The organism is Micromonospora sp. NPDC018662 (assembly GCF_044391475.1).
GTDB lineage: Bacteria > Actinomycetota > Actinomycetes > Mycobacteriales > Micromonosporaceae > Micromonospora.
The window spans coordinates 698,312-713,332 of the sequence record NZ_JBISAC010000003.1 but is presented as its reverse complement, the minus strand read 5'-3'; the positions used below and the strand labels follow the sequence as shown (position 1 = coordinate 713,332).

Here is a 15,021-nt window from a genome sequence, read left to right as displayed (position 1 = left end):
CGTCGAGGGGTCAGGCGATCGCGGCTTTGCAGGCGGTGACGAACTGCTCCGCCGCCTGGGCCGGGGTGGCGCGGCCGTACTGGGCGTTCTCGGCGGCCTTGGTCAGCTCGGACTTGACCTTGCTGTGTCCCTTGATCGGGACCTGCGGGGACGGGCCGAACTTCTGCGCCAGGTCGGACTCGACCTGGATGGACTGCTTCATCGCCGGGTCGGTGGCGGTCTCGCTGACCTTGGCCCGCAGGTCCATGTTGGACGGCAGGCCCCGGTCGGTGCCGAGCAGCGCGACCGCCTCCGGGTCGTTGTTCAGGAAGTTGATCACGTCGACCGCGGTGTCGCGGTGCTTGCTGCCCTTGAACACCGACCAGTACATCGAGGCGCGGGCCCACTGGGCGCTCGGGTCGCCCGGGTACGCCACCACGCCCAGCTCGTCCTTGGTGTTCTTCTTCAGGTCGGGCATCTGGTTGGCCCAGACCCAGGAGGTGGCCGCCTTGCCGGTGACCACGAGCTGCTTGGTGATGTCGGTGGCGTTGCCCTGGTGGATGACGTCGGCGGTCGGGGTGGCGCCCCGGTCGCGGGCGCCCTTCCACAGCTCGAACCACCTCGTCACGTCCTCGACGGTGAAGCCGAGTTCCTTGCCCTTGTAGAGGTCCTTGCCCTGCTGGCGCAGCCAGACCCAGAGCGCCTTGTAGTCGGCGCTCGGGTCCTGGGTGCCGGGCACCTTCGTCTTCTTCGTCACCTGCTCCGCCCAGGCGATGTGCTCCTCCCAGCTCATCCCGGTGGTCGGCTCCGGCAGCCCGTTCTTCGTCAGCAGCGTCTTGTTGTAGACCAGCCCCTGGGTGTTCTCCCCGGCGGCCACCCCGGCGAGCTTGCCGTCGACCACGCCGTACTCCAGCAGGCTCTTCGGGAACTTCGACACGTCGAGCTTGCCGGAGTCGCGGTAGCTGCCCAGGTCGAGCGTGGTGCTGCGGCCGGCGTACTCGGCCAGGTAGTTGTCGTCGATCTGGAACAGGTCGGGCGGGTTGCCGCCGGCGGTCAGCGTGGCGAGCTTGTCGAAGTAGCCCTGGTTGGCCTGCCAGGTCTTCTCGAACGTCACGTCGGGGTGCTTCTTCGTGTAGAGGGCGAGGGCGTCCTCGGTGAGCTTGGCCCGGGCCTCGCCGCCCCACCAGAAGACGGAGAGTTTGACCGGGCCGCCGTCGCCGGCGGCGTCGTCGTCGCCGCAGCCGGCCGCGCCGAGCGCGAGCGGCGCGGCCAACGCGACGACGGCCAGGCCGCGCACGAATCGGCGTCGGGACAGGGGGGTACGGTGGGTCCGCCCGGCGGGTGCGCCGGCGGTGGGGGGCGTTGCGGCGTGCATCTGCGCTCACTCCTCGGCTGTGGGAGGCGACGACGTCACCGGCGGCCGTCCACGGGTCGCCCGGGTCCGCACCGCTATGCGGGCCCGGGCCACCTGCTCAGGCCCCGGTGCCGTCCCGACCGGGCTCGGGAACGGGCCCGGTCGAGTCGCGGACGACCAGTACGGTCTGGAGCATTACCTGTGCGGTGGTGCGACGGTCGCCGGCCGACGCGCCCCGGCCCCGCACGCCACGCGGCGCGTCGGAGTCGAGTTGCAGCAGCATGTCGACGGCCGTCCGGCCGGCGGCCGCGGTCGGCGTGGCCACCGTCGTCAACTTGGGGCGGGTGAGCCGGCTCAGCGCGATGTCGTCGACGCCGACCACGCTGACGTCCTGCGGCACCCGGAGCCCCAGCGCGTCCAGCCCCTCGATCAGGCCGAGCGCCATCAGGTCGTTGTAGGCGAGCACGGCGGTGACGCCGCTGCGGCGTACCTGGTCGGCGAGCGCGCCGCCGCCGGTCTCGGTGGGTTGGTTGGGCCCGAGCACTGTCAGCTCGGCGCCGCCGGCCCGGGCCGCCGCCGAGGCGGCCCGGCGCATCTCCCGGGCGGTCCAGGAGCCGCGCGGGCCGCCGAGCAGCGCGATCCGCCGGTGGCCGAGGCCGAGCAGGTGCTCGATCGCGGACCGGGCGCCCTGCCCGACGTCCATCATCACGCAGGGCAGGCCGGCGACCTGGCGGTTTATCACCACCACCGGAACCTCGCGACTGACCTGCTCGATCAGGCTGTTGCTCATCCGGGGGCTGCACAGCAGCACGCCGTCGACCTGCTTGGCGAGTGCGTGGACCAGGTCCTCCTCGGCGGCCACGTCCTCGTTGGTGTCGGCCACGAACACGTGGTAGTCGCGGTGCCGGGCCTGCCCCTCCGCCGCCTTGATCAGCGGCGGGAAGAACGGGTTGGCGATGTCGGCCACGATCAGGCCGATGTTGTGCGTCCGGCCGGTGATCAGGGCCCGGGCGGCCCGGTTGGGCCGGTAGCCGAGGTCCTCCGCGCAGGCCAACACCCGGACCCGGGTCTCCGGGTTGACCAGGTGCGGGGCCGAGAACGTGCGGGAGACGGTGGAGATGTGCACGCCGGAGGCCCGGGCGACGTCCCGGATGGTGGCTGGCACGGTGGGCTCCCTCGTCCGATGTGGTGGGGGTCACGGGGTGCCGCCAATTAATGCAAACGGTTGCGCCGGTGTCAACGGTCCATTGTTGCGGCTCGATTGCGGTACCGCTCCCGGTGGGCGCACAAAAACGCACCAATGCGGATTCATGGGGCGGGATGTCCATCGACCGTTGACGACCTCTCGCCCGACGTGGTTTCTTCGGCTGCAAACCTTTGCATAACCGCGGGAGGCCGACGTCATGTCACCACCGGCCCGGAAACGGGTCCGCCACGCCCTGGTCGGCGCCGGGGCGCGCGCCGAGATGTTCGTCCGCGCGCTCGCGCTCGACCACGCCGACACCGCCGAGCTGGTCGCCCTGGCCGACGTCAACCAGCGGAGGATGGACGCGCACAACCGCTGGCTCGCCGACCTCGGCCACCCGCCGGTGCCCACGTACGCCGCCGCCGACTTCGCCGCCATGCTGGCGAAGGAGCGGGTCGACGTGGTGCTGGTGACCAGCGTCGACGTCACCCACGACGAGTACGTGACCGCCGCGCTGCGGGCCGGCTGCGACGTGGTCACCGAGAAGCCGATGACCGTCGACGCGCCCCGCTGCCGGCGCATCCTGGACGCGGTGGCGGAGACCGGCCGGCACGTCACCGTCGCGTTCAACTACCGCTACAACCCCCTGCACGAGCAGCTTCGTCGGCTGCTCGCCGACGGCGCGGTGGGCGAGATCGGCTCGGTGCACTTCGAGTGGCTGCTGGACGTGCGGCACGGCGCCGACTACTTCCGCCGCTGGCACCGGGACAAGGCCACCTCCGGCGGCCTGCTCGTGCACAAGGCCAGCCACCACTTCGACCTGGTCAACTGGTGGCTGGACGCCCGGCCGGTCGAGGTGTACGCGGCCGGCCGGCTGTTCTTCTACGGCGAGACCGGCCGCCGGCACGGCTACGCCCGCGACTACGACCGCGCACACGGCGCCCCGGCCGCCGCCGACGACCCGTTCGCGCTGCGGATGGCCGAGCACCCCCGGCTGCGCGAGCTGTACCTCGACGCCGAGGCCGAGGACGGCTACCACCGCGACCGCAACGTGTTCGCCCCCGGCGTGACCATCGAGGACGACCTCGCGGTGCTGGCCCGCTACTCCACCGGCGCGACCATGACCTACCACCTCACCGCCTACGCGCCCTGGGAGGGCTACCGGGTGATGGTCAACGGCAGCCGGGGCCGCCTCGAACTGGAGGTCACCGAGAGCGACCACGTCAGCCCCGGCGGCGCGTCCGCGCTCAAGGGCGCCGCGCTGCACGGCGACGAGGCCGCGGTGGAACGCGGCGCGGCCCGACTCACGCTGCGACCGTTCTGGGCGCCGCCGGTGGAGATTCCGGTGGACGGCTGGACCCGGCGCGGGCACGGTGGCGCGGACGCCCGGATGACCCGGGTGCTGCTCGGCGGCGAACCCGACCCGCTCGGCCGCGCCGCGACCGCGTACGACGGCGCGCTCGCGCTGCTCACCGGGCTGGCCGCCAACCGCTCGCTGGAGACCGGCGCGCCCGTCCGGGTCGCCGACCTGCTTCCCCTGCCCTGACCGAGGAGCCCCGCTGTGTCGATCGTCTCCCCCAGCGATCTGCTGCTGCCCGCCGAGCCCGGCCAACGCGCCCTGGCCCGCGAGCTGTACGCCCTGGCGGCCACGCAGCCGATCATCTCCCCGCACGGGCACGTCGACCCGGCGCTGCTGGCCGAGGACCGCCCGTTCCCCGACCCGGCCCGGCTGCTGATCGTGCCCGACCACTACCTGACCCGGATGCTGCTGAGCCAGGGTGTGCCGCCGGCCGACCTGGGCGTGCCGAGCGTCGACGGCAGCCCGGTCGAGACCGACGGGCGGACCATCTGGCGGCGGTTCGCCGCGCACTGGCACCTGTTCCGGGGCACGCCGTCGCGGCTGTGGCTGGAGCAGACGTTCCGGAACGTGTTCGGCGTGCACACGCCACTGAGCCCGGCCACCGCCGACGCCGTCTACGACGCGCTCGCCGACCGCCTCGCCGAGCCGGCGTACCGGCCCCGGGCGCTCTTCGAGCGCTTCGGCATCGAGGTGCTCGCCACCACCGAGTCACCCCTGGATGACCTGGGCCGGCACGCCAAGCTCGCCGCCGACGGCTGGGGCGGGCCGGGCGGGCGGGTGGTCACCACGTTCCGCCCGGACGACGTGGTGGACATGGAGTTCGACGGCTGGGCGGCCAACGTGGACCGGCTCGCCGACGTCTCCGGCGAGGACACCGGCACGTACGCCGGCTACCTGGCCGCGCTGCGGGCCCGGCGGGCCGCCTTCGCCGCCGCCGGCGCCACCTCCACCGACCACGGCCACCCCACCGCCCGTACCCTCGATCTCGGGCCGGCGGAGGCGGCGGCGCTCTACGACAAGGGCCGGCGCGGCCTCGCCGACCCGGGCGACGCGGAGGCGTTCCGGGCGCACATGCTGCTGGAGTTCGCCCGGATGTCGCTCGACGACGGCCTGGTGATGCAGCTGCACCCGGGCGCGGTGCGCAACCACAACCGGTGGCTGCACGCCCGGCACGGCCGCGACGTCGGCGGCGACGTGCCGCAGGCCACCGACTACGTGCACGGGCTGGCACCGCTGCTGGACGCGCACGGCAACGACCCGCGGCTGACAGTGGTGCTCTACACGCTCGACGAGGACACCTTCACCCGGGAACTCGCCCCGCTCGCGGGCGGCTACGCGGCGCTGCGGCTCGGCGCGCCCTGGTGGTTCCTCGACTCGCCGGAGGTGCTGCGCCGGTTCCGGGAGGCGGTCACCGAGACCGCCGGCTTCTACAACACCGCCGGGTTCGTCGACGACACCCGCGCGTTCTGCTCCATCCCGGTGCGCCACGACGTGGCCCGCCGGGTCGACGCCGGCTTCCTGGCCCGCCTGGTCGCCGAGCACCGCCTCGACGCCGACGAGGCCGCCGAGACCATCGTCGATCTGGCGTACCGGCTGCCCAAGCAGGTCTTCAAGTTCTCCGGAGGGCGCTCATGACCAGGATCGTCGACGTCGAGGTGCACGACGTGCGCTTCCCCACCGCCGCCAGCGGCGACGGCTCGGACGCGATCAACCGGGGCGACTACTCGGCCACCTACGTGGAGCTGACCACCGACGGCGGGCCGACCGGCGCCGGGTTCACCTTCACCAACGGCCGGGGCAACGAGATCACCTGCGCGGCGGTCCGCGCGCTCGCCCACCACGTGCGGGGGCGCACGGTCGCCGAGATCGCCGCCGAGCCGGTGGCGTTCTGGCGCTCGCTCACCGCCGACGTGCAACTGCGCTGGCTCGGGCCCGAGAAGGGGGTCATCCACATGGCCACCGGCGCGCTGGTCAACGCGGTCTGGGACCTGCGCGCCAAGCTCGCCGGCAAGCCGATGTGGCGGTTCCTCGCCGAGATGCCCACCGACGAGCTGGTGGCCACCGTCGACTTCCACCACATCACCGACGCGCTCACCCCGGACGAGGCGGCGGCCATCCTGGACAAGGGCCGCGACGGGCTCGGCGACCGGCTGGCCGGGCTGGAACGCGACGGGTTCCCCTCGTACACCACCTCGGTGGGCTGGCTCGGCTACCCGGACGAGCAGGTGCGCGCGCTGACCCGCGACGCGTACGCGGCGGGGTGGCGGGCGATGAAGATGAAGGTCGGCGGGCGGCTCGACGACGACCTGCGGCGGGCCCGGATCATCCGGGCCGAGATCGGCCCGGACGCGTTGCTGATGATGGACGCCAACCAGGTGTGGGACGTGGACGAGGCGATCGCCGCGATGGCGGTGCTGGCCGAGGTCGACCCGTACTGGATCGAGGAACCCACGCACGCCGACGACGTGCTCGGGCACGCCCGGATCGCCCGCGCGGTGACCGAGCTGTCCGGCGGCCGGTGCCGGGTCGCCACCGGCGAGGTCGCGGCCAACCGGGTCATCTTCAAGCAGTTGCTCCAGGCCGAGGCGATCGGCGTGATGCAGATCGACGCGTGCCGGGTCGGCGGCGTCGACGAGGTGCTCGCCGAGCTGCTGCTGGCGGCGAAGTTCGGGGTGCCGGTCTGCCCGCACGCCGGCGGCGTCGGGCTGTGTGAGTACGTGCAGCACCTCGCGGTCTTCGACCACCTGCGGGTGAGCACCGGCCTGGACGGCCGGATGGTCGAGTACGTGGACCACCTGCACGAGCACTTCGTCGACCCGGTCCGCACCCGCGGCGGGCGCTACCTGCTGCCCACCGCGCCCGGCTACAGCGCCACCATGCGGCCGGAGTCGATCGCGGAGTTCCGCTTCCCGGAGGGACCGGCATGGCGCTGACCGTCGACACCGGCCGGCTCGGGCTGGCCACGCTGCGCCGGCTGCCCGAGGCGAGCCGGCCGCTGCTGCGCCCCGGCACCGTGCCGGCCGGCGTCGTCCACCTCGGGCTCGGCGCGTTCCACCGCGCCCACCAGGCGGTGCACACCGAGGCCGCGGTCGGCGCGGCCGGCGGCGACTGGGGCATCATCGGTGTGGCGCCGCGCAGCACCGACGTGGTCGAGGCGCTGGCCGCGCAGGACGCGCTGTTCAGCGTCACCACACTCGCCGCCGGCGGCGCGTCCACCCGGGTGGTCGGCGCGCTGGCCGGGGTACGGCACGCCGCCGCCGACCCGGACGCGGTGGTGCGCCTGCTCGCCGACCCGGCGATCCGGGTGGTCACGCTGACCGTCACCGAGAAGGCGTACCAGCTCGACCCGGTGACCGGCGCGCTGGCCGCCGACGCGGAGCTGACCGCCGACCTGACCACCGACCGGCCGCCGCGCACCGTGCCCGGGCTGCTGGTCCGCGGGCTGCTCGCCCGTGCCGCCGCCGACGCCGGGCCGCTGGCGCTGGTGAGCTGCGACAACCTGCCGGCCAACGGGCGCCGGCTGCGCTCGCTCGTCGACCAGTGCCTCGCACTCGCCGGGGTGCCCGACGCGACGCTGGACCGGGTGGCGGCGCAGGTGACCTGCCCCGGCACCATGGTCGACCGGATCGTGCCTGCCAGCACCGACGAGACCCGGGAGACCGCCCGACGGGCGCTCGGCGTGGACGACCTGGCGGCGGTCGCGGCCGAGCCGTGGTCGCAGTGGGTGATCGAGGACGACTTCCCCGGCGGCCGACCCGCCTGGGAGCGGGCCGGCGCGGTCCTCACCGACGACGCCGGCCCGTGGGAACGGCTGAAGCTGCGCGCGCTCAACGGCGTGCACTCGGCCACCGCGTACCTCGGCGCCCTCGCGGGCGCGGAGACGGTGCTCGACGCGCTGGCGCTGCCGCACCTGGACGCGGTGCTGCGCCGGCTGGTCGCCGAGGAGATCGCGCCGAGCTTCACCCCGCCGCCCGGCGTCTCCGTGCCCGAGTACGGGGAACAGGTGCTCGCCCGCTTCGGCAACCCGGCGATCCGCTACCGCACGGCGCAGGTCGCCTCGGACGGCTCGCAGAAGCTGCCGCAGCGGGTGCTGCACACGGCCGTCGACCTGCGGGCGGCCGGCCGGTCGGCGCGGTGGAGCGCGCTGGTGGTGGCCGCCTGGCTGCGGTTCCTGCACGGCCACACCGACGACGGTCGGCCGCTGCCGCTGGACGACCCGCTCGCCGACCGGCTGCGCGCGGCGCTGGCCGACGGTCGACACACCCCGGCCGGCGTGGTCGACGCGGTCTTCGCGGTCCGCGAGGTCTTCCCCGGCGAGCTGGCCGCCGACGAGGAGTTCCGGGCGGACGTGACCGGCTGGCTGACCGCGCTGGACCGGCACGGCGTCCGGGCGACACTGGCCGGTGCCCGGTGACCGGCGACGCGCCGATCCGGCCCGGCGGCGCTGGCCTGGCGAGCGACGAGGCCCCCGGAGGTGCCCGGTGACCGGGGGCGCGCCGCCTCGGGTGGCGCTGGTCGGCGCGAACGGGCACGGGCGCTGGCACCGGCGGGTGATCGCCGCGCTGCACGCCGCCGGCCGGCTGCGGCTGGTCGCGCTGGTCGACGTGCGGCCCCCGGAGGAGGAACCGGACGCGCCGACACCGCCGGGGACCGGGATCTTCACCGACCACCGGGCGATGCTGGCCGCGTCCCGCCCGGACGTGGTGGTGGTGTGCACGCCGCCGCACACCCACCTGCCGATCGCGCGCGACGTGCTCGCCGCCGGCGCGGACCTGCTGCTGGAGAAGCCGCCGGTGCTCGACCTGGCCGAGCACCGGGCGCTGGTCGGCGCGGCCACCGCCGCCGGGCGGGCGGTGCAGGTCAACTTCCAGGCGCTCGGCTCGGCGGCGCTGGCCGAGCTGACCGGTGTGCTGGCCGCCGGGCGGCTCGGCCCGGTCACCGGCATCGCCACCATGGCGGCCTGGCAGCGTCCCGACGCCTACTACGCCCGCTCCCCGTGGGCCGGCCGGCGGTCGGTGGACGGCCGGCCGGCGCTGGACGGCGCGCTGGCCAACCCGCTCGCGCACGCGCTGATGCAGTGCCTGGCGGTGGCCGAGGCGGTGACCGGAGCGCCGGTGCGGCCGGCCCGGATCGAGGTGGAGCGCTACCGGGTGCGCCCGATCGAGGTGGACGACACCACGGTGCTGCGGCTGACCCCGGACGCCGGCCCGCCGGTGCTGGCCGCGCTCACCCTGGCCGCCGAGGAGCACGTCGCCGGCGACGTGCTGGTCACCGGCGAGCGGGGACGGGCGGTGCTGGAGTACCCGACGGACCGGCTGCGCCTGCCCGGCGACGCCCGTCCGCGCGCCGTGCCCGGCCGGGTCGGGCTGCTGGCGAACCTGCTGGACCACCGCGCCGCCGGGGTGCCGCTGATCGTGCCGCTGGCGCGTACCGGGCCGTTCACCGAGGTGCTGGACGCGCTGCGGGACGCGCCCGAGCCCACGCTGCTCGATGGCGACCTGGTGCGCCCCGTGGGCGACGGTCCGGACCGGGTGCGGGTGATCCGGGGCGTCAACGCCGTGCTGCGGGACGCGGCGGAGACCGGCGTGCTGCCGTCCGAGGCGGGCGTGCCGTGGGCGACCCGGCCGCACGTGGTGGACCTCCGTACCGACATCCCCGACAGACAGGACGGAACGAGTCATGCGTAGACGAACACTCGCCGCCGCGGTCCTCACCGCCGCGCTGACGGTCACCACCGCCGCGCCGGCGTCGGCCGCGCCGGCCGGGCAGCGGTCGTCCCGCGCGGCGGAGCCGATCGGCCGCCAGGAGTCGGCGGCGAAGCTGCTCGGCCGCCAGGCCCTGCCGGCGAACGACGGCTGGGCCGCCGAGGGCGCCGGCACCACCGGCGGCGGGGCCGCCACCGCCGACCGGGTACGCGTGGTGCGTACCCGCGCGGAGCTGGTCGCCGCGCTCGGCGGCGACAACGCCACAAACGCCACCGACGCCACCCCCAAGATCGTGTATGTGGCCGGCACGATCGACGGCTTCGAAGGGCCCGACGGCACGCCACTCGGCTGCGCCGACCTGGCCGACCCGGAGTACTCCCTGCCGGCCTACCTGGCCGCGTACGACCCGGCGGTCTGGGGCCGGGTGGACCCGAGCGGCCCGCTGGAGGCGGCCCGGATCCGGTCGGTGGCCGCCCAGACCCGGCAGACGCAGCTCAACGTCGGGTCCAACACCACCATCGTCGGCCTGCGCGGCGCCCGGCTCACCGGGCTGACCCTGATGATCGACCGGGTCGCCAACGTGATCGTGCGCAACCTGGAGCTCGCCGACGCCCGGGACTGCTTCCCCGCCTGGTCCCCCACCGACGGCGACGCCGGCAACTGGAACTCCCAGTACGACCAGATCTCGGTGCGGCGCAGCGAGCACGTCTGGGTGGACCACAACACGTTCACCGACGGCGACAACCCGGACAGCGCGCAGCCGAGCTACTTCGGCCGGCCCTACCAGGTGCACGACGGCTCGCTCGACGTCACGCACACCGCCAGCCTGGTCACCGCCTCCTGGAACCGGTTCGCCGGGCGGGACAAGCTGATGCTGATCGGCTCCTCCAACACGGTCGGCCCGGACGTCGACCGGCTCAAGGTCAGCGTGCACCACAACCTGTTCGACGGGGACCTGCAACGACTGCCCCGGGTGCGGTTCGGTCAGGTGGACGTGCACGAGAACCACTACCGGCTCGGCGGCCCCGGCTTCGAGTACGCCCTCGGCGTCGGCGTCCGGTCCGCCATCGTCGCGGAGAACAACTTCTTCACGCTGGCCGACGACGTCGACCCGGCGGACCTCATCCACGACTGGGGCGGCACCGCGCTCACCGAACGCGGGAGCTGGGTGCGGCAGGGCGAGGGCCGGGCCCGGCCGGTGGACCTGCTGGCCGCGTACAACGCCGCGCACGACCCGGACCTCGGCGGCGACGCCGGCTGGACGCCCACCCTGCGCGCCGCCCCGCCGCTGCCGACACCGCTGGTCCCGCTGGTCGTCGGCGCCTGGGCGGGCGCCGGCCGGCTCCCGCTCTGACCGCTGCCCCACACGCGACCGGGCCGGTGTCCCCTCCTGACGGACGCCGGCCCGACGGCGTCCGTCGGGGTGTCGGCTGACACGCCGGCCGCGATGCGCGATGATCACCTTTGACGGGGACCACCGGCGGTGGCATGAATCGGCGGTCACCGGGGACAAGAGGGTGAGAAGCGGGCGGGACGGAGGCCGGACGTGACGGGTGGGACATCCGGCCGGGTCCTCACCATCGACCTGCCGGCCGACCCCGGCCGGCTCGCGCCCACCCGGGAGCGGCTGCGCGGCTGGCTGCACGCGCACGGCGTCGGCGAGTGGGACGTCGAGACGGTGCTGATCGCCACCGGCGAGGCCTGCGCCAACGCGATCGAGCACGGCTACCGCTTCGCCCCCGAGGGGATCACCACGCTCCGCGTCGAGCTGCGCGACGACTGGCTGGAGATCGAGGTACGCGACCGCGGCGCCTGGCGGCCGACCGACGACGGCGACGACAGCGACCGGGGCCGGGGGCGGCTGATCATGGCGCGGGTGATGGACGAGGCGACCATCGTCGGCACGCCGGAGGGCACCTGCGTACGGCTGGTCAAGCGGCTCACCCCGACCGGCTGACGCAAACCCCGTCTGCGCAGCTCGGAGGCGGGTTAGCCTCGACCCGGGACGACGTGAGCATCGCTCGCGTCGGCGCTGTCCGGGGGGTGCCAGGTATGCGCGGTCCGCTCTGGCGTGGCTGGCTCTGGACGCCGCGAATCTGGTGGGCGCGGATCTTCCGCAGCGGCCAGACCACGTTCGGCAGCGATCTCGGCGACTACCACGGGCGGCACGTGGGCCTCTTTCCCACCCGGGCCCGGTGGTGGCACTACCCCTGGCTGTGGCTGGTCCTGTTCATCGTGGCGGCGCTGACCGTGGTGGTCCTCACCGCCACCCAGTTCATCTTTCCGCTGGTCCACCTGCTCTTCTACCACCTCGGCCTCGACCGGGCGTTCGGCCTCCTCGGGTGGCTGCCGCATCCGTGCGGCGACAACCCGCCCGGGCAGACCGGCGACAGCCCGGGCAGGTCCTGCGCGACCATCACCAGCTTCCTCACCCCGGTCACCGGGGCGGCGCTCGCGTTCTTCGCGTTCTATCTGTTCACCCGGATCCACGTGCGCCGGTGGTATCGCAAGCGGGCGCAGCACCAGCCGTGCGACCTGGTGCGCACGGCCAGCGACGACATCGATCGAGTGGTCGGGCGCGCGGAGTTGTGCGAGGTCCTGATCGAGCGCATCCGCGACGACCGGGTCCGCTGCCCCACCGTGATCGTGGGCGGCGTCGGCAGCGGCAAGACCGCCACGCTGGTGGCGCTGACCCGCGAACTGGCCCGCCGGGGCATCATCCCGGTGTCGATCCGGCTGCACGACGTCCAGGACAAGAACGACATCGACTTCGAGGATATGGCCCGGAAACGGTTCCTGGAGGAGATCGACGCCCGCCTGGTCAGCGACGCGCAGGGCGGTCGGCTGTGGCGGACGCTGCGGTGGAGCAACCACGTCGTGGTGCTGGCGGACGGCCTCGAGGAGGCGGTCCGGGCGGACAAGGAGCACAGCGGGGAAAGCGTCATCCGGACCGCCGTCGCCAAGGCCGCCGACGACCACCTGCCGCTGGTGATCGCCTCCCGCCCGTACGACCCGCTGCGCGGGATGCCGGCGATCATCGTCGGTCTCGAACCGCTCGGTGAGGGGGCGGCGCTGGAGTACGCGCTCGGCGGCGACGACCGCCCCGGCTCGGTCACCTGGGCGCCGGTGATCGACCTGGTGATCGCCGCCGACGTCACCGAGTCCCCGGTCTTCCTGCGGATCATCCGCGACCTCAAGCGGCAGGGTCGGCTGCGCCCCCGCGCGGGCTACCAGTCCCAACAGGGCGTGGCCGCCCGGGCAACCGATCGCTACGCCGTCCGGTGGCCGTTGCTGGAGGAGTGGCGCGACGCGCTGCAGGCCGGGCTGCTGCGGGCGGACTTCGCGTCGAACGCCGGCCAGCGCGAGGGCACCCTCTGGGTGCTCGCGGCGTTCGCCTGCGTCGGTTTCCTGCGCGACACCCTCCAGGTCACCTACGCCGGCCTCACCGACGAGGGGCACTGGGAGCGGGCGGACTCCCCGCACCGGCCGCTGTTCGACGCGCTGGTCCACCGGCTGCCGCCGAGCCGGAATCCCGGTGACCGCGACGTGCTCACCCACGCCGCGACCGAGGGCAGCGAACTGGGCGTCGTCGACGCCCAGAGCGACGGCGTCCGGTTCCACCACGGCGACGTCCAGGCGTACCTGGGCGCCCTGATGCTCACCGACCCGCAGGTGCGCGACGCGCTCCTGCCCCGTCTCCTGCGGGCGAAACCGGGCCGGGAGCTGCTCGACGCGCTGCGCCTGCTCTCCCGGTGCCTGGCCGACCAGCGGGAGGCCCCTCGCGGCGAACACTCCGGGCAGGGCTGGACCGTCCTGGCGAGCCTGCACGAGGTCTGGGCGAGCAATCGCCGACGGGCCGGAGACGCCGCGGACCTGACGCGACGGTTGCGGGCCCGCGCGCCGGAACAACTGGACCGGTGCTGGGAACTGGAGTTCTACGCGGCGGCCCTGGAGATCGACGCCAGCAGCACCCGGCCCGACCACGCCGACCTGGTGCACGAGGTGGCCGGACGCTGGCACCGGTATCAGGACGACACGCCGGACCGGCCGCTCGACGAGGCCAAGCTCGACCTGGTGCGCCGGGTCGGGGAGACCGGACGGCTGATCACCGACCGGCGGCGGTTCCCCGCCTTCGACCGGCGGCAGGCGCTGCACGCGCCGCCGTACGCGGACCTGTTCCGGATGGCCGGTCGGGAGCTGTCCTACCGGGTGCGGCTGGCCGCCGCGCGCGAACTGGGCCTCGGCGGGATGGACGCCACATTCGCCCTCACCGCGCCCGACCTGCTCCGCCCCCGGGTCGAGGTCACGGACCCGAGGGCGGACGACGGCCGGCAACGACGCGAGCAGCAGATGCGTGGCTGGGTCGTGCCGTTGCTGCACCTGTCCACCGTCCACGACACGGACTCCGGCCTGTCCGAGGAGGAGCGACGGCAGCACAGCGGCGCGGCCCTGCACCAGTGGTTGACCGCGCTGCCCGGGCACGGCCCGGACGACGACACGCTCACCATCTCCGCGGAGATGGCACTGGCGCAGGGCTTCCGGCTCGCCGCGAACACCCGACGGCTTCCCGTCGGCCGCCAGCAGTGGGACCGCAGCTTCCTGGCGGAGAAGGCCGAGTACGCGCTGCGCCACTCCCGCTTCTGGTACAGCCACCTGGCCCTGATCCAGGCGCTCACGCTGCTCTCCCTGCCCGACGACCCGGCCACCCCGCTGCCCCGCCGCGGACACGGCGCCAACCCGTACGGGCTGGTGCAGCACTGGGTGGCCAGCGCGGGCGCCGCGGTGCCGGGACGCGAGCGGTGCACGGCGCACCCGTTCGTGCTGGAGGTCGGGCGGCTCTGCGTACGCGCCCTGCTCACCCGTCGACCCGACCGGTTCTGCTGGGTCGACGAGCGGGAGACCGCGAGCCGGGTGGGGTCGTGCACCGCCTCGCCCCTGTTGCGCCGCGAGCAGCGGCTGTGGATTCCCGACTCGATGGGGTGGAGCATCCTCGACCGTCGGGCCCAGCGGCTGCTCGCCGACGTCATGCTGCTGCTCAACCTCGCCGACCGGGGCGAGACCTCGGCGGAACGCGAGAGCCGGCTGGCCCGGGCGGACCGCTGCGACCTGCCGCCCTGTCTGACCAACGACCGCTCGGCCATGCAGCCGCTGCGGACCGTCCGCGAGGACCAGCGGTGCGATCCGGGCGCCACCTGCCTGGACGACTGCGCGTTCCGGCTCTGCCCGCTGCCGGCCCGGGGTGAGCGGATGCCGCACGACCTGGACCAGAACTTCTGCGCCCGGCAGCGCGACCTGGCCACCCTGCGCTACGTCGCCCAGGCGCGGGCCCCGTGGCAGAACAGTGAACGCCGCGCGCTGCGGCGGTTCTGGCAGCAGATGGCCGAACGACAGTTGCCGGGTTGGCGCCGCTGACGGCCAGCCGACCTCCACGGCGAGC

The 15,021-nt window shown here is 74.3% G+C and carries 10 protein-coding genes; 8 read left to right on the top strand and 2 right to left on the bottom strand.

The window, feature by feature from the left end:
- Positions 1 to 10: 10 nt before the first annotated feature.
- Together ACH495_RS12770 and ACH495_RS12765 are read right to left on the bottom strand one after the other, a co-directional pair.
- The gene (locus ACH495_RS12770) at positions 11 to 1,354 is read right to left on the bottom strand and encodes an ABC transporter substrate-binding protein (RefSeq protein ID WP_396857871.1); all 1,344 of its coding nucleotides are present in this window, start codon (positions 1,352 to 1,354) and stop codon (positions 11 to 13) included.
- A 97-nt stretch (positions 1,355 to 1,451) separates the two neighbouring features.
- Positions 1,452 to 2,498, bottom strand: a complete 1,047-nt coding sequence (locus ACH495_RS12765) for a LacI family DNA-binding transcriptional regulator (protein ID WP_396857870.1) — start codon at positions 2,496 to 2,498, stop codon at positions 1,452 to 1,454.
- A gap of 238 nt (positions 2,499 to 2,736) precedes the next feature.
- Here ACH495_RS12765 and ACH495_RS12760 point away from each other — a divergent pair, with 238 nt between their 5' ends.
- From ACH495_RS12760 to ACH495_RS12725, 8 genes are all read left to right on the top strand, one after another.
- Complete coding sequence (locus ACH495_RS12760) at positions 2,737 to 4,065, top strand: Gfo/Idh/MocA family protein (protein ID WP_396857869.1); 1,329 nt, start codon at positions 2,737 to 2,739, stop codon at positions 4,063 to 4,065.
- A 15-nt stretch (positions 4,066 to 4,080) separates the two neighbouring features.
- Complete coding sequence (uxaC, locus tag ACH495_RS12755; protein ID WP_396857868.1) at positions 4,081 to 5,514, top strand: glucuronate isomerase; 1,434 nt, start codon at positions 4,081 to 4,083, stop codon at positions 5,512 to 5,514.
- Positions 5,511 to 6,812 carry an enolase C-terminal domain-like protein gene (locus tag ACH495_RS12750; RefSeq protein ID WP_396857867.1) on the top strand — a complete coding sequence of 434 codons (1,302 nt, stop codon included), beginning with the start codon at positions 5,511 to 5,513 and terminating at the stop codon, positions 6,810 to 6,812. Before uxaC ends, ACH495_RS12750 begins: the two co-directional genes overlap by 4 nt.
- Positions 6,803 to 8,293, top strand: a complete 1,491-nt coding sequence (locus ACH495_RS12745; RefSeq protein WP_396857866.1) for a mannitol dehydrogenase family protein — start codon at positions 6,803 to 6,805, stop codon at positions 8,291 to 8,293. The genes ACH495_RS12750 and ACH495_RS12745 overlap by 10 nt, the downstream gene beginning before the upstream one ends.
- A 67-nt stretch (positions 8,294 to 8,360) precedes the next feature.
- Positions 8,361 to 9,566: a Gfo/Idh/MocA family protein gene (locus tag ACH495_RS12740; RefSeq protein WP_396857865.1), complete on the top strand. Its 1,206-nt coding sequence runs from the start codon at positions 8,361 to 8,363 to the stop codon at positions 9,564 to 9,566.
- Positions 9,559 to 10,938 carry a polysaccharide lyase family 1 protein gene (locus tag ACH495_RS12735; protein ID WP_396857864.1) on the top strand — a complete coding sequence of 460 codons (1,380 nt, stop codon included), beginning with the start codon at positions 9,559 to 9,561 and terminating at the stop codon, positions 10,936 to 10,938. Before ACH495_RS12740 ends, ACH495_RS12735 begins: the two co-directional genes overlap by 8 nt.
- A 192-nt stretch (positions 10,939 to 11,130) precedes the next feature.
- Complete coding sequence (locus ACH495_RS12730; protein ID WP_396857863.1) at positions 11,131 to 11,541, top strand: ATP-binding protein; 411 nt, start codon at positions 11,131 to 11,133, stop codon at positions 11,539 to 11,541.
- 95 nt (positions 11,542 to 11,636) lie between these two features.
- On the top strand, positions 11,637 to 14,996 hold the full coding sequence (locus ACH495_RS12725) for a hypothetical protein (protein ID WP_396857862.1): 3,360 nt from the start codon (positions 11,637 to 11,639) through the stop codon (positions 14,994 to 14,996).
- The last annotated feature ends 25 nt before the right edge of the window (positions 14,997 to 15,021 follow it).